The 15,660-nt window shown below is 33.1% G+C and carries 21 protein-coding genes; 10 read left to right on the top strand and 11 right to left on the bottom strand.

Annotated elements, in window-relative coordinates:
* Nucleotides 1-3: 3 nt before the first annotated feature.
* The 7 genes from FJR48_RS01715 to FJR48_RS01690 form a co-directional block, all read right to left on the bottom strand.
* Nucleotides 4-1,122, bottom strand: coding sequence for a radical SAM/SPASM domain-containing protein (locus tag FJR48_RS01715; RefSeq protein ID WP_152306454.1), 1,119 nt, complete (start codon nucleotides 1,120-1,122; stop codon nucleotides 4-6).
* Nucleotides 1,122-1,427: a c-type cytochrome gene (locus FJR48_RS01710; protein ID WP_152306453.1), complete on the bottom strand. Its 306-nt coding sequence runs from the start codon at nucleotides 1,425-1,427 to the stop codon at nucleotides 1,122-1,124. Before FJR48_RS01710 ends, FJR48_RS01715 begins: the two co-directional genes overlap by 1 nt.
* Nucleotides 1,428-1,642: 215 nt before the next feature.
* Nucleotides 1,643-3,283: a nitrite reductase gene (locus FJR48_RS01705; protein WP_152306452.1), complete on the bottom strand. Its 1,641-nt coding sequence runs from the start codon at nucleotides 3,281-3,283 to the stop codon at nucleotides 1,643-1,645.
* A gap of 68 nt (nucleotides 3,284-3,351) precedes the next feature.
* Nucleotides 3,352-3,504 (bottom strand): hypothetical protein, encoded by a 153-nt coding sequence (locus FJR48_RS12145; protein WP_188108601.1) that lies wholly within the window; start codon nucleotides 3,502-3,504, stop codon nucleotides 3,352-3,354.
* Between the two features lie 11 nt (nucleotides 3,505-3,515).
* Nucleotides 3,516-4,937: a cbb3-type cytochrome c oxidase subunit I gene (locus FJR48_RS01700; RefSeq protein WP_152306451.1), complete on the bottom strand. Its 1,422-nt coding sequence runs from the start codon at nucleotides 4,935-4,937 to the stop codon at nucleotides 3,516-3,518.
* Complete coding sequence (locus FJR48_RS01695) at nucleotides 4,927-5,580, bottom strand: c-type cytochrome (protein WP_152306450.1); 654 nt, start codon at nucleotides 5,578-5,580, stop codon at nucleotides 4,927-4,929. Before FJR48_RS01695 ends, FJR48_RS01700 begins: the two co-directional genes overlap by 11 nt.
* Nucleotides 5,581-5,618: 38 nt before the next feature.
* The gene (locus FJR48_RS01690; RefSeq protein ID WP_152306449.1) at nucleotides 5,619-5,945 is read right to left on the bottom strand and encodes a hypothetical protein; all 327 of its coding nucleotides are present in this window, start codon (nucleotides 5,943-5,945) and stop codon (nucleotides 5,619-5,621) included.
* Nucleotides 5,946-6,464: 519 nt separating this feature from the next.
* Here FJR48_RS01690 and FJR48_RS01680 point away from each other — a divergent pair.
* The gene (locus tag FJR48_RS01680; RefSeq protein WP_152306447.1) at nucleotides 6,465-6,866 is read left to right on the top strand and encodes a hypothetical protein; all 402 of its coding nucleotides are present in this window, start codon (nucleotides 6,465-6,467) and stop codon (nucleotides 6,864-6,866) included.
* Between the two features lie 61 nt (nucleotides 6,867-6,927).
* Here the strand turns inward: FJR48_RS01680 and FJR48_RS01675 are convergent, their stop codons facing one another.
* Nucleotides 6,928-7,557 carry a Crp/Fnr family transcriptional regulator gene (locus FJR48_RS01675; RefSeq protein ID WP_152306446.1) on the bottom strand — a complete coding sequence of 210 codons (630 nt, stop codon included), beginning with the start codon at nucleotides 7,555-7,557 and terminating at the stop codon, nucleotides 6,928-6,930.
* A 101-nt stretch (nucleotides 7,558-7,658) separates the two neighbouring features.
* Between FJR48_RS01675 and FJR48_RS01670 the strand changes: the two genes are divergently transcribed.
* From FJR48_RS01670 to FJR48_RS01650, 5 genes are all read left to right on the top strand, one after another.
* The gene (locus tag FJR48_RS01670; protein WP_152306445.1) at nucleotides 7,659-8,555 is read left to right on the top strand and encodes a glycosyl transferase; all 897 of its coding nucleotides are present in this window, start codon (nucleotides 7,659-7,661) and stop codon (nucleotides 8,553-8,555) included.
* Nucleotides 8,548-9,753, top strand: a complete 1,206-nt coding sequence (locus FJR48_RS01665) for an MFS transporter (RefSeq protein WP_152306444.1) — start codon at nucleotides 8,548-8,550, stop codon at nucleotides 9,751-9,753. Before FJR48_RS01670 ends, FJR48_RS01665 begins: the two co-directional genes overlap by 8 nt.
* A gap of 63 nt (nucleotides 9,754-9,816) precedes the next feature.
* The gene (locus FJR48_RS01660; protein ID WP_152306443.1) at nucleotides 9,817-10,122 is read left to right on the top strand and encodes a metal-sulfur cluster assembly factor; all 306 of its coding nucleotides are present in this window, start codon (nucleotides 9,817-9,819) and stop codon (nucleotides 10,120-10,122) included.
* 24 nt (nucleotides 10,123-10,146) lie between these two features.
* Nucleotides 10,147-10,488: a hypothetical protein gene (locus FJR48_RS01655; protein ID WP_152306442.1), complete on the top strand. Its 342-nt coding sequence runs from the start codon at nucleotides 10,147-10,149 to the stop codon at nucleotides 10,486-10,488.
* 7 nt (nucleotides 10,489-10,495) lie between these two features.
* Entirely contained in the window at nucleotides 10,496-11,731 is a 1,236-nt protein-coding gene (locus FJR48_RS01650; RefSeq protein WP_152306441.1) for a hypothetical protein, read from the top strand.
* A 5-nt stretch (nucleotides 11,732-11,736) separates the two neighbouring features.
* On the opposite strand, the gene FJR48_RS01645 is transcribed toward FJR48_RS01650, so the two are convergent.
* Nucleotides 11,737-12,114, bottom strand: coding sequence for a hypothetical protein (locus FJR48_RS01645; protein ID WP_152306440.1), 378 nt, complete (start codon nucleotides 12,112-12,114; stop codon nucleotides 11,737-11,739).
* Nucleotides 12,104-12,682 (bottom strand): precorrin-2 dehydrogenase/sirohydrochlorin ferrochelatase family protein, encoded by a 579-nt coding sequence (locus FJR48_RS01640; RefSeq protein WP_152306439.1) that lies wholly within the window; start codon nucleotides 12,680-12,682, stop codon nucleotides 12,104-12,106. Before FJR48_RS01640 ends, FJR48_RS01645 begins: the two co-directional genes overlap by 11 nt.
* 142 nt (nucleotides 12,683-12,824) lie before the next feature.
* Here FJR48_RS01640 and ahbA point away from each other — a divergent pair, with 142 nt between their 5' ends.
* From ahbA to FJR48_RS01625, 4 genes are read left to right on the top strand one after another with little or no spacing between them, the layout of a single operon-like run.
* Complete coding sequence (ahbA, locus tag FJR48_RS01635) at nucleotides 12,825-13,823, top strand: siroheme decarboxylase subunit alpha (RefSeq protein WP_152306438.1); 999 nt, start codon at nucleotides 12,825-12,827, stop codon at nucleotides 13,821-13,823.
* Between the two features lie 8 nt (nucleotides 13,824-13,831).
* Nucleotides 13,832-14,227, top strand: coding sequence for a hypothetical protein (locus FJR48_RS01630; RefSeq protein WP_152306437.1), 396 nt, complete (start codon nucleotides 13,832-13,834; stop codon nucleotides 14,225-14,227).
* Nucleotides 14,224-14,385, top strand: coding sequence for a hypothetical protein (locus FJR48_RS12140; protein WP_188108600.1), 162 nt, complete (start codon nucleotides 14,224-14,226; stop codon nucleotides 14,383-14,385). The genes FJR48_RS01630 and FJR48_RS12140 overlap by 4 nt, the downstream gene beginning before the upstream one ends.
* Nucleotides 14,382-14,675: a hypothetical protein gene (locus FJR48_RS01625; RefSeq protein WP_152306436.1), complete on the top strand. Its 294-nt coding sequence runs from the start codon at nucleotides 14,382-14,384 to the stop codon at nucleotides 14,673-14,675. Before FJR48_RS12140 ends, FJR48_RS01625 begins: the two co-directional genes overlap by 4 nt.
* A 2-nt stretch (nucleotides 14,676-14,677) precedes the next feature.
* Here the strand turns inward: FJR48_RS01625 and FJR48_RS01620 are convergent, their stop codons facing one another.
* On the bottom strand, nucleotides 14,678-15,658 hold the full coding sequence (locus tag FJR48_RS01620; protein WP_152306435.1) for a DUF438 domain-containing protein: 981 nt from the start codon (nucleotides 15,656-15,658) through the stop codon (nucleotides 14,678-14,680).
* Nucleotides 15,659-15,660 lie beyond the last annotated feature (2 nt).

Genomic DNA, 15,660 nt, shown 5'->3' with positions numbered 1-15,660 from the left:
ATACTATCTCCTTCTTTCTTCTTTTGTTAAATAACATGATGGGTCTTCACTCCATAAATCTCCTGTTATTGCATAAGCTCGAGCACGACTTCCTCCGTTACAGATATCTATCTGTTCACAATCACTGCATATACCGCTAATCTGTTTTCTTGGATGCTTTCTTAACTGTTCTAACAATTCTCCTTTTTGCCAAATATCACTAAAATTTTGCTCTATTATATTTCCTATAGTTATCGGGAAAAACGGATCAGGTCTAACATCACCCTCACTATTTATATTTAATAGTTTTCTACCTGCAGAATTTCCGCCCCATGAAACAAGACGCTCTCTCATTTTCTCTTTTAAATCTGGATACTCATTTGCAAATCTCTCTAAGAACACGACTGCATCCATCTCCATATTTCCGGTAACTATTTCAATATCACGTCCCTCTTTGTGATACTGAAATGCCTTATCTAATATAAAATCAACTGCTTCTCTTCTTTGCTCTTTTGTTAAATCCATTTTCAGGTTATCTAATCCGCGTCCCGAATAAACTAGATGCGATATATATATTTTTGGTATATTCTCTTTCTCAACCATATCAAAGATATATTCAAGTGAACCTATAGTATCTTTTGTCATAGTAAAACGGATACCGACTTTTGAGCCTGTTGAATTAGCTAGTTTAACAGCTTTTAAAGTTTCTTTAAATGCACCTTTTAAACCACGAAAATAATCATGTGTCTCTTCATCTCCGTCAATCGATACGCCCACATAATTAAAAGTATCTACGATTTTTTGAATATTTGATTTTGTAAAATATAATCCGTTACTGGATAGATATGTAATAATTTCGTTTTCCTTACAAAAATCAGCTATTTCAAACAAATCTTTTCTAGTTAAAGGTTCGCCGCCGGAAAATATAATGAATTTAATCCCGTTTTCTTTCATTTCTAAAATCGTTTTTTTAATCTGTGGCGTAGTCAAAGTATCAACTTCATCTAAAGTTGATTTCGAGTAACAGTGCAAACATGAAAGATTACATCTGTTTGTAAAGTTCCATATTGCTATTGCACCGTCTAAAACTCTGGGACTTTGATCTTCTACCACCGATTTTATCAAGTTTGTTAATCTAAACATTATTTACCTTTATAAGAAAGAATATAGTTGCTTAACGATTCTACTTCTGCATCGCTAAGATTAAACTGCGTCATTACCGTTCTTTTATAACCAAATGATTTATACATGGATTCCGGACTTATTATATAGGCTTGAATTTCTTCTTTAGTTCTTTTAGAAGCAATTTCATTAAACGGAGGTCCAAAAGCTACTGCTGTTTGATGATGACAACCCCAGCAATGGGTCTCAAATAATTTTTTACCGTCTAAATCTTTTGAATACAGTAACGAAGATAACATGATTAATATTACAACAATTTTTTTCATATTTTTTCCTATCTTATTCTTAATCCATAAAAAGGATTTATTATTAATTATATAATTAAAGAATATCTTATTATTACAGAATATTTGTTGATTTTAATCAATTTTGACAACATTTGTCAATTTTTTATAGATTTTAAATGAAGTTTGTCATTTTGAAACAATATATGATTTTTTAAAGTGAAGAGGTTTCTCTCCAAAAGGAGAGAAAAGTGCTATTAAGCACCTGGAATAGTTTGTCTATGCTCGATAGAGTAAGTAAAAGTAGGAGTTGTTAAACCTTTGATATATTTAACAAATTTACCAGTTTTAGCTTCATAAATACCGATACGACCAGTATTCCACTCAGAAATCATAGTCCAGTGACCGTGATTTGCAGGCTCTGCGTGTAAAATACGAGGAGTTACAGCTTTACCGTCTTTACCTTTTACAGTTGGAACATTCCAGCTATAAAGAGTTTTGTGAGTTACAGGGTCTGTAACTGTACCTTTACTAGTACCAACAGTAATAATTCTGTCTAATTCTAAAGTTTGCTTATTAATTAAGTGAACTTGATTCCAAACAGCAGAACTACCTAATACATTATCTGCCCATAGGAAAGGAGTATGCTCAGATGTACCGATGAATAAACCACCGCCTCCGATAGGAATTTGACGTACAACATCAAAGTTGTCATCCCAAATAGTTACTTGACCTAAGTTCATGTTAACAGTAGCACCAAGTTGTTGGTTAAGACCTTCGTGGAACCAAGAAGAACCTTGACCTGGGTGTGGCTTAGATGCAGGACCTGTATAAATTTTAGTAACTAGAGCTTTAGTTTTAAAATCAACTACACCAACAACATCCGAACCTTGAGAAGCGATAAATAAATATCTACCAATCTCTTTACCTTCATTTAAGAAACCATCGTGAAGAATTTTACCGATATTTGGAATATCACCAACGATTGGGAAATCAGGTTTAGAGTAATCTACGATATAAACGTGACCACCATCTTTAAGTGCAAATGCAATATACGGACCGTATGGAGTATCAAAGATACCAGCTACACGAGAAGAACCGATGTTTCCATCAGGATCGATTACCGAAGAAGTAGGATATACTTTTAATGGCTCAAGAGTCATAGCATCCATTAAAATAGCACCACCCGGAGTATAGTTACCAGCCATTAGGTATTTACCGTCTGGAGATACCGCTAGACCACGTGATTCTTCACCAACTTGTACTTGAGCAATTTTTTGCTGACCCGGAGTGTTAAGGTCAAACATTGTTACTAAACCTGAACGAGATACAGAGTATGCATAACGAGGTTGACGTTTATTTGTAACTGTTACGTGAACAGCGAAACCAGCTTCATGCTTAGAAAGAATTTTACCGTTTGTACCATCTACGAACGCAACTCTTGAAGCATCACGCTCTGTTACGAAACAAATATCAGTATTTTTCTTAACATCTACAGCGTGTGGATATTTTTTGAAAAATTTCATTCTATCATTTAATGTTTTCCAACCAGCTTTTACATTATCTAAAGTAAGTTGTTTAACTTTTTTACCTTTAAAGTGCTGTAGGTAATCAACCATTTTATCAGCATCTTCTTTAGAAAACTTATTTTTAAATGGAGGCATAGCTGTACCAGGACGACCGTTTAAGATAACCTCTGCTAATGCATAAGAGTTTTTATCTTTGATAACTTTTGGACGTAAATCAGAACCAACACCACCTTCGTGATTTGGACCGTGACAACCTTGACACTCTTTTTCAAATACTTTTTCAACATCCATGTTAGATGTTCCAGCAAATAAACCTGATGAAACTACTGCTAAAGCAGCAACTGACATAACTAACTTATTTAATCTCATTTTATTTCTCCTTCTAAAATAAAGATATAGCGAGGGCCCCAATGGAGCCCTGCAAACTAAATGACCTATTAACCCTCTTGCTCTAAACGAGCTTTCTCTTGTTTGTAAATCCAAATCATTGGAAGTACAATCACAGTGTGAAGAAAGATAGTTAGAGTAAGTGGACCTTGATTTAACCAAGCAAAAAAACTTGGTACTACATCTACCATTGGTTCAAACATAATATTTCTCCTTATCTTTCATGTACCGGATTTTTACCAGTACTTAAAAAATCTTTTATTAAGAATAAGAAACCTAGGAACGTAACCGCACCCATAACAAGTCTCCAATCCATAGCTTGTGCAAACCACATACCGGATTGACCGTCAAAATAAGCAGCCCATGTAGCACCCATTTGTGCACGAGACACAAGTACTTGAACATATCCCGCAATTGTTAACGCTACGGTCATACCAACTACACCTGATGTAATTAAACTTACAGCCCAAATAGAAGCTTTAGTATGCTTAAGAACTTTAATACCGTTTGAGCCTTGAATTGCTAAGTACATCATACCAAGTAAAATAGTCGCATATGCTCCAAAGAACGCCAAGTGACCGTGAGCCGATGTAAATTGCGTACCGTGAGTATATAAGTTTACCTGTGGTAATGTATGGAAGAATCCCCAAATACCAGCACCAAGGAAGTTACCAAATGCATTTAAAACAAACCAAGTAAACGCAGGCTTATTTGTAATAACAGAAACTTCCTTACCTGTTGCATCTTGACCACCTTGAGTTTTACCCCAATCATATAGTACGTGGATAAACATAGCTACAAGCGGTAATGGCTCTAACGCCGAGAACAATGCACCGATTTCCCACCAATATTCAGGTGTACCGATCCAGAAGTAGTGGTGACCTAGACCTAGGATACCTGAACCAAATAGCATAGCTACCTCGATCCATAACCACATTTCAACTACTTTACGGTGTGCACCGATAATAGTGATAAGACCGTATGCTGCCAACGCACCAACAAAAACTTCCCATGTAGCTTCAACCCATAAGTGGATTACCCACCACCACCAGTATTGATCCATAGAGATATTGTCAGTAAAGAACATACCACATAGATATAAACCTGAGAAAGCAATCATATCAGCCATTAATACCGTTACGATTCCTGAACGTTGACCTTTCATTCCTGTTAAGAAAAGATTAGCAACAAATCCAAGAGCTACAACAACAATACCAAAATCAGCCCATCTTGGAGCTTCGATATATTCACGACCCTCATTAATAAACCAGATTGTAGTTTCATCTGCCGGTCCAACTTGAACAAGTAGATATACTAATACAACAACAACGATAGCTGCTGCGAAAATCCAGAATAATAATTTACCAAGTTTAATACCAACTGTCTCAATTCCTGTTTCATCAGGTAATAACCAATAAACTGAACCAAACATTGCAAATACCATCCATACAACAAGTGCATTAATGTGTATCATTCTAGCAACCGAAAAATCAATAATTTCAAATAAGAAGCCCGGCATTACATATTGGATAGCTGCAACAAGACCAAATAGTAACTGTGCACCAAATATGATAGCTGCAAATGTAAAATACCATGTAGCTAACTGTTTTGACTCTGATGTTATATTATTTGCCATGTACTGCTCCTTGCATTCTTCCAAAGTTTCTTGGGAATCCATTAGTATCTATTGAAGCCATATGCTTAAGAAATGCTACCAAACCTTTAGCCTCTTCTGCCGTAATACCAAGATTTGGCATCATACGAGCATGAGTCGGATAAGTCGATGGATGTTGCAAGAACTCAGCCATAGCTTCTTCTTTTGTATCTTTTCCTGTCATTGCTTGCATTGAACCTTCTGGTCCCCATGCCGGATCTAACCATGCTTTTGTTAAATCCGGAGCATAATATGCACCGTTACCAAGTAATGTATGACAGTTCATACAGTTTTTAGCTTGTGAACCTAGTTTACCCAAGTGTAGAAGCTCAGCCGCTTCTTCCTCAGACCAGTCGTCACGTCCAAAAAACTTTTCTTTTTCCCCAATCACAGGAACTTCATGACCACGTTTAGTGTCCATTTCGTAAGTGATTTTATAATTAATAACCGTAGGTCCTGGAACCCTTTTAGTTACGCCATTTTTTAAATCAGCGTCAGTACCCATTGAAATTTGAGCCATAGTATCAAATGTCAACCAAATTAATAATACTGATGCAAATCCTGTAATCCACGCTGCTGAACGTTGCCAGAAACGATTGTCACTCCATACAGATTTTTTAGCCACTGTACCCTCCTATTTTTATAGTTGAATATATACTTAAATTAATGTTCATTTTCTTCATGAACACTATCTTGCATGTAATAGACTGCATGTGGAAGTAATAACAGCCCAAAAGCAGCAACAACTAATGCTTTTGCCGTAAACTCACCAACATGCATTAAATTTCCCATTATATATAAACAGTATGCTGTTAACACCCAAAAAAAATACCCAATAGGCATTGTCCATTTTTTAAGTAAATTAACTTTTACAGCCGTATATATACCAACATAGAAACCTCCAAATATTAAAACAAACGCAGAAGAGACAAAGATTGGCAAGAAATCATTCAAGGCAATTTCCGGTCTAATTATAGCTGGTTCAATCATTTTTTTACTCCTCTAGATTCATTTTTAGTTCTTCAGAATCATATGAAGTTTATCACTATTTAAAACTGCTTCTATTGACTTAAATCAATTTTTTTATTTAATTATTATTTTAAGTTTCTATTAAGAGTATCTGTTACCTTATGAAACAATGTTAAAAAAACAACAATATTTTATGATAATGTCATAATATTGTCAAGTTATTTTTGTTTAGTATTATTATATATAGTATAGCAAAGAGGAGAGTGTTACGGTAAAAACAACTGTAAATATAATGACTACTTTTCGCTTAGAAGCCTCGCTGATAGCGTGCTTTTGCTCCAAATAATCACCTAACTTTAAACCTGGATACACTGTAAAAAGCAGCATAGGAAAACACATTGCCAAAATTATTACGATATCTAAAACCATTTTTAAAACTTTTTTTTAATTTTTTATTTAATATTTAAATTGACTTGCATCAATTCCTTTTTATGAGCGTTATTATATCATATAATTACTTTTAAACTTAAGGAGTGTGTAATGAAAAAAGGTTTTATGTCTGTCGCTTTAATCTTAGCTGTCCCATTTGTATTTTTAACTGGTTGTATTGGAGCTTCGCCGAATACATCTGCAGGTATTTCAGTAGAAAAAGAAAAACATCCCGAGGGTACTTTATATCTTGATAATAGTAATAAAAATTCTTTAGAAGAGATTGTCGAGAGTGCTGCTAAAAATTCTGGCTGGAGCATAACAAAATTCAAAAGCGATAGAGTAATAGCTGAAAAAATTGACGGAGACACAACGTACTCTGCTACTTTAAAATTCTTTGAGCGTGAAAGATGTATTGAATTTGAAAAAGGAAGTGAAACTTCTGATTCTGATATTTCAGATTTACGTGATGCTATAGAAGATGAAGCTGAGAAAAATTCATCTGGACACTAAATAAACTATTTTATACAACTTGATTAAATATATTTAAATCAAGTTGTATATAAATAATTCTCTAAAAATATTCTTCAAGTCTTTGTTTATCTATCTTTTTATCTTTGACATCTATGATATCTTCATCTTTAAAAAACTTTAAAATTCTAGACAATGTTTCAGGAGAAACTCCAAGTACCTCGGCAATTATAATATTTTTGGTTTCAAAAAAATCTTCGGAATGAGAATAAAGATATTTAGCTATTCTCTCTTTAGAATCTAAAACCAAGTTTGTAGATATTAGATTTTCTAAATTTTTTATTTTATATATTAAAGATGTAAGCATTCTAAGAGATAAAACAGGTGATGTTAAAATTACCTCTTTTAATTTGTCAAAATCTATTTTTAAATACTCGACATCTGTATAAGCTTTAGCAGTAGCCGGATAAGGTATATGTTCAAAATTTGCAACTTCACCTATTAATTCGTTGGAATTAAAATATTTTAAAACTATCTCTTTATGTTGAGATGAAGTTTTATAAAGTTTTACTATGCCTTTTGTTAAAAGATATAAGTATTTAGAATCATCGCCTTCATAAAACAGAAGTTCATCTTTACTTGCTTTATGTTCAGTTGTAAAGCTCTCAATGTTTAGGATTGTTTCTTCATCCAGATTATCAAAAAGAACTATATTTTGTAGTTGAGTTTTCATGGGAACATTATATAATTTATTTTTTAAGTTTAAGTAAATCTATAGTGTAAGTTAAGTTAAGTAATTATATGATGTTTAATATTTTTTTTATGAGGTATATTATGAGTTTTAGAAAGTATATACATGCAGTCGGAACAGGACCAAAAGGCAATAGAGATTTAACATATGAAGAATCTATAGATATGATGAAACAGATACTCGAACAATCCGTTCATCCAGAACAAATATCGGCTTTTTTACTTGGATGGAGACTTAAACCTGAAACGGTAGATGAATTTAGAGGGGCACTCAATGCTTGCGATGAACTAATAAAATATACTGAAATTCCCGATTCTATAGAACTTGGTTATCCGTTTGACGGAAAAAGGAGAAATCCGTATATTTTTCCTCTTGTAGCTAAAGAGCTTGAAAACTCAGGTTTAGATTTAATTGTAATCGGTGATGAACTTCAACCTGCAAAACACGGTATTACAACTAAAGAAGTTTGTACATCCTTAGAATTACCAAACGGTATCAAATATTTTGACAGGGCTGATTTTTTTAAAAATATGAGTGATTTAACAGAGATTAGAATGAGATTAGGACTCAGAACTGCTTTTAATACTATAGAAAAACTGCCACACGTGGCTAAAAGTGATTTTGCAATTACAGGTGTATTTCATAAACCATATGTAAAAAAATATGTTGAAATATTTTCAGACAGATATAAAAGGTTTGCACTTATACAAGGGAATGAAGGTACACCTGAGCTTTTTAGCAAAGGTAGAATGTGGATAGGTAGTGAGAGTGGAACTGATGAATTTATAATTGATCCTGCATATTATGGAATAAACTATACAAAGTCCTGGGATGAAATAAGTTTTGAAGAATCTCTAAATCAGATTAAAAATCCTAGTGAAGAGTTTATAAAACTAGCTAAACTAAATGCAGCCATATATCTTTTTATAGCCCAAAAAGTAAAAAGCATAGATGAGGGCTTTGAGCTTTTAAATGGATAAAAATTCAAACCATGTAAAAAATATTTCACATGGTTTTTTTCTAAGTATCGGTACTACTATAGCAGAACCTTCAACTATACTGCCCCTTATAGTTAATTATTTCGGGGGCAGTTCTATCCTTGTAGGTTTTTTTGCAGCACTTCTAAGGGGCGGTGCAATACTCGTTCAGCTTTTTGCAGCATTTAAAGCACAAAGCTATGAATATATGATGCCATATATACGCCGTGTCTTTTTTATACGCTTTATATCATGGTTTTTAATTGGTGTAAATATCATTATTTTCGGTGATGATTATCCGACATTTACACTATTTTGTATAGGGATTGGTTTATTTTTCTTTTCCTTTAGTGCCGGATTTGGAGCAATCTATTTTAAAGATATAATCGCAAAAATATTTACCCATAAATTTCGCGGTAAAACTATGTCTTACAGACAATTTTTTAGCGGACTTGGAGGACTGCTAAGCGGTTCACTTGCCGGATATATACTACATACATATGATGCACCCCTTAGTTTTGGAATTTTATTTATTATAAGTTCATTTATTATGGCAGCGGGTTATATCTCATTTGCACTTATTGATGAGCCAAAAAAAGAAAAAGTATCAAAGAGAGAAAAAAAATTTAGCCTGTTTTTACAAAATGCACTGGGCATCTTAAAAACGGACAAAAAACTACAAAACCAACTTAAAACATTTTTTTTAGCTTACGGCTACTTACTGTCATTACCATTTATAATCTTGGATGCGCAAAACAAAATAGATCTGGACGGTGTAGCAATAGGAAGTTTAATAACGACCCAAATGGCGGGAGCGATACTTAGTAATTTTTTATGGGGAGCATTAAGTTCAAGAGGTTTAAACAAACTTACGACAAACATATCTATTATATTTTTAATCTCTGCTATAACTATAGCATTTAGTGCATCTACGCTTTTTGAATATATGTTAATCTTTTTTCTAATCGGAGCGGCAATCGACGGAAACCGTATAGCATCCGGGAACTTGATGCTCTCTATTGCCCCCGAAGATAAAAGACCCGTATATGTAGCCTTGCATATAAATATAGTCTCCTTTGGAATATTTTTCTCTTTCTTTGGCGGAATCTTGTTGCACCTGTTTGGATACACATTTTTATACATTTTCACAATAATTTTGTTACTTTTTTCATTTTACTTCTCATTAAAACTAAAAGATTGATATATATCAAAGACCTTTGTATATCCTCTTAGTTATAATCTCTCAAAAATAAGGCACTAATTTATGGTAACAAAAGAGCAAATTTTTAAAGCTGTTTCAACCGTTAATGATCCGGAAGTCGGGTTTAACCTTGTCGAAATGGGACTAATATACGATGCAACATGTGATGAAGATATGAAGGTTTTAGTAACTATGACTTTAAGTACGAAAGCTTGTCCTCTTCATCAAATGATTGTGCAATGGGTAAAAGAGGCTGTTTTGAGAGAACTGCCTAGTGTAGCAGAAGCTGATGTGGAACTTGTTTGGGAGCCTGAGTGGAACATATCCATGGCAACAGATGAAGTAAAAGCAAAACTTGGCGGAATGTAATTTAAAATAATAAAAGGATAAAAAATGAGTTTACCTAATGATGCTCAAAAAATAGATGTTGCAGGTTCTACTGTTGATTTTTTCAAATATACAAATGAAGGTGTGGATGTTTATCAGTTCGATACTAGTATGTGTACACCGCCGGATCCTATGGTAAATGCTATGGCAGGTCTTAGACTGCTTGATGAAAACAGTGCACTTGTTATGATTAATCATAAATCTCCGGGTGGTTTATTTCCAAAAATAGATGCTGAATTTAACTATGTTATTCAGGATCTTGATAACGGAAACGTAAAAGTCGTTTTTACCAGAAAAGACGGTGCAGAGGCTACTACTGATTTTGCCTCAAATACTTGTAACGGATAAATAAACTTTGGCAGTATCAACTGATTTTGCACCGCCGTTTAAACTTATAGCACCATACTTTATTATAGGTGCTGTTGTTTTCGTTCTTAGCACTTTTTTACTTTTTACCTTTGATACTACAACGATTCAAAGTGTAGAACCTAATCTACTTGCATGGGTGCATCTTTTTTTACTCGGTTTTGTAATGATGGTAATTTTCGGTGCAATGGCTCAACTTGTTCCTGTAGTACTTGAAGTCGGTCATTTTGCAGTTGATTTATACTACATAATATATCCTCTTCTTTTAATCGGAACAATTTTGATGGCTATAGGTTTTGTTTTTGTACCTATACTATTGCCCTTTGGCGGACTTACCGTTTTAATAGCATTATCAGTATTTTTATTTGAGACATTTTTAACAATTAAAAAGGTTGAAAAATATAACTTTGTAATAATTAGTGTACTTATAGCAAATATTTTTTTAGCTGTAGGTATGATATTTGGAATAATAATGGCATTAGGATATGCCGGTGTTATCGTTGTAGATATACCAGCTTTACTTCATGCACATATATTTTTAGTATTTGTAGGTTATGTCGGTGTAACGATTATGGGTATGAGTTTAATTCTACTACCTATGTTTTGGCTCTCCCACGGTTTTAGCTGGGACTATGTTAAAAGTGCACTACTTACATTATCCCTAGGAGTTACTTCTATAACTTTGTCTCCCATACTTGATATTGCTATTTTAGATACTATAGGATATATCCTAAGCATTATTGCATCTACATTATACTTTTACCAAGTATATATTATATATAAAAAAAGAGTTAGAATCGAAAATGACATATATTTTATATCGCTTATTTTTTCTTATATATCTTTACTTGCAGCTTTAATTTTAGCAATGTTATATCTTTTAATTCCGAGTGAGAATCTTATTATCTCTATAGGATGGTTACTAATTGGTGGATACGTTAGTTTTTTAATTATCGGACATCTATATAAAATAGTACCTTTTTTAGTATGGTATGAAAGATTTTCACCGCTTGTAGGAAAAGAAAAAGTCCCTATGCTTGCAGATATGATTCCTCAAAAGAGTGCAAATCTTCAGTTTTGGCTTAATGCCTTAGGTATTATTATATCTACTGCAGGGATATTGTTTGCATCAAATGAAATTTTTTATAGCGGAGTTAGCTTTTTATCAGTTGGAAGCTTATTTGTTTTAAAAGATATAATATATATGATTAGATTTAAGAGTTAGTACTCTTAAATCCCAAAAAAACTTTTTATAAATTTTCTCTCTTTAGCATTCTCTATAAATATTTTTACAACAGTTTGGTTGTTATCTCCAAGAATTATAACATCGTTATTTTCAACTTTTAAATGTTCTTTCGCCCATTTTTTATCCAGTTCATCTTTACGAAGAAGAACCTCTGCGGCACTCGGTTTTTCTTTTGTCCCTGTTACAGTATTTATAATAGTTAAACCACCGAGTCTTTTTTCAAGTTGATATGGACTGTATTTTATTACAGCTTTATATATTCTATCCTCTTTAGCCTCCGGGGTTGCTCTTTGCATAGCCAAAAATCCCAAAACTAAAAATCCAAATAACAGTCCAAACATTAAACCTTTTTTAGGATTCATTACCATTTTTCCAACCTTGTATATATTTTTTTGCTTTTTCATCAAGCATCTTCATTCTTTCTTTTCCTTTAGGAAGTGTGCTACGTAACTTTTTCATCTCTTTTAAAAACTCGCCTACACTGTCTGGGATTGTATCTTCAAGATACATCCTGATGCGTTTTGCCATAGCAGGAGATGCACCTGAAGTAGATACTGCTATGGTTAAATCGTCTTTTTTGATATAAGAAGGGAAAATAAAGTCGCAATAATCTACCGAATCGACTGCATTACATAAACAGTTATATTTTTTAGACTCTTTAAATATATCTGCTTGAAGAGGTATATCATCTACTGCAACGATAACAACTGCAAAATCTTTAATATCTCCTACTTTATAAGCACGTTGTTCGTAACTTAAATTATTTGTTTCAATTAATTTTTTCATATCAGCGGAGAGTTCCAATGCGATTACGGAAATATCTTTTGTGAAGTCTAATAGATGATCTAATTTTTCATAAGCGATATAACCACCGCCGACTATTAAAATTTTTTTATTGTCTAATTTAAAAAACGCAGGAAAATATGCCACAAGCAACCTTCTTTTTTTAGTATAATAGCATATTCTGATAAATTATATAATTGATTTGTATCAATGGCTTATATTTTAATTTTGATTACAATCATAATGTATAATAATAAAACTTTAAATATAAATTACAATAAGGCTTTTAATGAAAGATGAAATACTATCAAGGATTCAAAAAAAATTTCCATTGGTTGCTAAACCGTTTGCAGTAATAGCAGATGAACTCGGTATAAGTGAAGATGAAGTTTTAAACATCCTAAAGGAAGAAAAAAAGAATAAAATTATTCGTCAAACATCTGCTATATTTGACACCAAGAGGCTAGGATATAAGTCGTCTCTGGTAGCATTTAAAGTTAAACCTGAACTTATCAATTCTGCCGTTAAAATTATAAATTCTCATCCTGGTATTTCACATAATTATGAGAGAAACCATGATTTTAATATTTGGTTCACATTGGCAGTTGCACCTGATAGCAAATTCGGATTAGAAAAGACTCTCGAAGTGTTAGCTAAACTAACAAATGCAGATGATTATATTATGCTTCCTACACTTAAACTGTTTAAAATCAACGTAAAACTAAATACAACCGGAAAAGACGAGAAAAAAGAAGAAGTTAAAAAAGTAGTACATAAAGATATAGAGCTAACACCTTTGCATCACGATATTATCCGCATGGCTCAATATGATATAGAAATTACCGGTGAGCCTTTTAAAAATATAGTAGATCAACTAAATATATCATATGATAGATTTTTTGAAGTATTGCAAGAGCTTCAAGATGCGGGTATAATGAGACGTTTTGCATCTATATTAAATCACCGTAAAGCTGGCTTTAACGCTAATGCCATGGTTGTATGGGATGTAGATGAAGGTAAAAAAGGTGAAGATATCGGAGAAAAAGCTGCTGCATTCTCCGCAGTAAGCCACTGTTACCTTCGTCCTAAATACCAAAATTGGCCATATAATCTTTTTACCATGGTTCACGGCAAAACTACGGATGAAACAAACTCTATCATAGAAGAGATGTCTAAGGAGATAGAGAACCGATCATATATGCCTCTTTATAGTTCACGTGAATTTAAAAAGGTTCGTATAGAATACTTTACACCGGCTTTTGAAGCTTGGGAAGAAAAATATAAATAAGGATAAAAATGGAACTTTTTTTTGAGCTAGAAATTGCATATATAGTAATAGGTCTTTTTATACTCGCTGTTACGGCTTTTGTAACAACTAGAGATTTTGTACCGCGTGTTGCATTTAAACGTGGAATGATTTTGGTAAGTGGATTTTTAATTATAATGATAGGTTCTCACTTCTATATAACTACTAAAAGAATGGCCGGTGTTAAAGAGATATTTAATAACGGTGAAACAGTAATTTGTGAAAACAAAATGCAAAGAACCATATCTCGTTCGGTTTTGATATCTAAAGAATTAGAATGGAGACTTGAAGGCGATGAATTTGTTTCGGATAATCATACAAGGAGCTTTCACACTTCAAGATGTATAGAACATATATTGGATGATGTACCGGAAGTAACTAAATGATTGCTTTTTTAAAACGTTTTGGCGTTGCACTTATTTTTCTTACTCTTGTTATCATTTTAATGATAGGCGGAACTTTAGGTGTTAAAAGCTTTGGAGATAAAATGTTTGAAGATGTAGATGTAAAAATGAAACCAAGAGGAGAAAGGTTAAATAAATGAGCTTAAGTATTATACTTTTTGCAGCTTTTATTTTGAGTATTATTTTTCATTTTATTGGTGTATATGCAAATGCTAAAAAAATTGTCTGGATAATGATAATTTTAATGTGGGCAGGCGGCATTAATATGGCTATGAGTGAGATTAAACCTAAAGGTTATGAAGATATAAAAAAGATTCAAGGTCAATTTCCGGATACCGATGCACTAATTAAAGAAGCAGGTGAAGAAATTTCAATCTATGAGATGCTGGGCATTATGCAGAGTTATCAAAAAAACAACCCTAAAAAATAGGGTTATTCCCAGTCTAGTAGTCTTTGCTGACCTTTTAGAGCCCTTATATCCGTAACATCCTGAGATACTTCTATAACACCTTTGTATGTTCCCTCATCATCCCTGATAGCAAAATATCTTATATGTATAAATCTGCCTTTAAACTCTATCCAAAACTCAGCTTCGTCACGACGTCCGGCTTTAAACTCTCTTAATATCATAAGCACTTGATCCACACTTTTTGGCGGATGGCAGAATTTTACTTCACGTCCTATTATTCCTGCACTTCTAGGAAACACCCTGTTATCCCCGCGATTATAAAAAATCACTATATCATTTTCATCTACATAGGTAATATCTACAGGCATAAACTTTAAAAGCAGATTTATTTGTTCAGGCAACATATGACCTTGGTCTAAATCAATTCTTCCATCAAGTGAAAAAGGTAGTTTTCTTTTTTTAGTGTCTTGTGATGGATGCACATACTCTTCACTTTTTGCAGGATATGGAGTTGGCGGAGTATCAAACATCCAACCTATCTCTTCATCACCTTCATACATCTCCAACCAGTCATCATCTTCTAACATATTTAGTGCATTTGGTAAAAGTCTTCCCTCTTCAACCTGCATTATATGATCTAGATTTCTAAAAAGATTTTGCAACGACATCATAAGAGTTTGAAATTCTTTATTTTTTACAAGAGTCCTGGTTACTTTTATAATTGCACGTATATCATCGTGAAATGCCCACATATTTTGAGACGGCGATGTCCAACCGTATTTTTCCAAATATGGAAAAAGCTGATTCTCTTTTCTTGCAAAATGTTTTTCAACTAAGCAAAGTTTCTCAAAAAGTTTCTCAAATTCTTCATATTCAGCTCCTATATCGAGTGAATTAATAGCCGATATTAGTTCTCTGATATACTGATTTTCTTCTAAATAAACTCTGACCGGATGACCCTCCGGTAAATTTGAATATGGGTTATTTCCTAAGTATTCACTCATTA

It is taken from the genome of Sulfurimonas lithotrophica, assembly GCF_009258225.1.
In the GTDB taxonomy this organism is placed as follows: domain Bacteria; phylum Campylobacterota; class Campylobacteria; order Campylobacterales; family Sulfurimonadaceae; genus Sulfurimonas; species Sulfurimonas lithotrophica.
Note: the sequence above shows the minus strand (reverse complement) of the source record. Positions and strands in the feature narration are given on the sequence as shown.

Coding starts and splice junctions, on each gene's coding strand:
- ahbA (WP_152306438.1), top strand. CDS start 12,825: ATGAAAGATGAAATACTATCAAGGATTCAAAAAAAATTTCCATTGGTT.
- FJR48_RS01665 (WP_152306444.1), top strand. CDS start 8,548: ATGGATAAAAATTCAAACCATGTAAAAAATATTTCACATGGTTTTTTT.
- FJR48_RS01645 (WP_152306440.1), bottom strand. CDS start 12,114: ATGAATCCTAAAAAAGGTTTAATGTTTGGACTGTTATTTGGATTTTTA.
- FJR48_RS01680 (WP_152306447.1), top strand. CDS start 6,465: ATGAAAAAAGGTTTTATGTCTGTCGCTTTAATCTTAGCTGTCCCATTT.
- FJR48_RS01660 (WP_152306443.1), top strand. CDS start 9,817: ATGGTAACAAAAGAGCAAATTTTTAAAGCTGTTTCAACCGTTAATGAT.
- FJR48_RS01700 (WP_152306451.1), bottom strand. CDS start 4,937: ATGGCAAATAATATAACATCAGAGTCAAAACAGTTAGCTACATGGTAT.
- FJR48_RS01655 (WP_152306442.1), top strand. CDS start 10,147: ATGAGTTTACCTAATGATGCTCAAAAAATAGATGTTGCAGGTTCTACT.
- FJR48_RS01670 (WP_152306445.1), top strand. CDS start 7,659: ATGAGTTTTAGAAAGTATATACATGCAGTCGGAACAGGACCAAAAGGC.
- FJR48_RS01675 (WP_152306446.1), bottom strand. CDS start 7,557: ATGAAAACTCAACTACAAAATATAGTTCTTTTTGATAATCTGGATGAA.
- FJR48_RS12145 (WP_188108601.1), bottom strand. CDS start 3,504: ATGTTTGAACCAATGGTAGATGTAGTACCAAGTTTTTTTGCTTGGTTA.
- FJR48_RS01705 (WP_152306452.1), bottom strand. CDS start 3,283: ATGAGATTAAATAAGTTAGTTATGTCAGTTGCTGCTTTAGCAGTAGTT.
- FJR48_RS01625 (WP_152306436.1), top strand. CDS start 14,382: ATGAGCTTAAGTATTATACTTTTTGCAGCTTTTATTTTGAGTATTATT.
- FJR48_RS01630 (WP_152306437.1), top strand. CDS start 13,832: ATGGAACTTTTTTTTGAGCTAGAAATTGCATATATAGTAATAGGTCTT.
- FJR48_RS01690 (WP_152306449.1), bottom strand. CDS start 5,945: ATGATTGAACCAGCTATAATTAGACCGGAAATTGCCTTGAATGATTTC.
- FJR48_RS01620 (WP_152306435.1), bottom strand. CDS start 15,658: ATGAGTGAATACTTAGGAAATAACCCATATTCAAATTTACCGGAGGGT.
- FJR48_RS12140 (WP_188108600.1), top strand. CDS start 14,224: ATGATTGCTTTTTTAAAACGTTTTGGCGTTGCACTTATTTTTCTTACT.
- FJR48_RS01710 (WP_152306453.1), bottom strand. CDS start 1,427: ATGAAAAAAATTGTTGTAATATTAATCATGTTATCTTCGTTACTGTAT.
- FJR48_RS01715 (WP_152306454.1), bottom strand. CDS start 1,122: ATGTTTAGATTAACAAACTTGATAAAATCGGTGGTAGAAGATCAAAGT.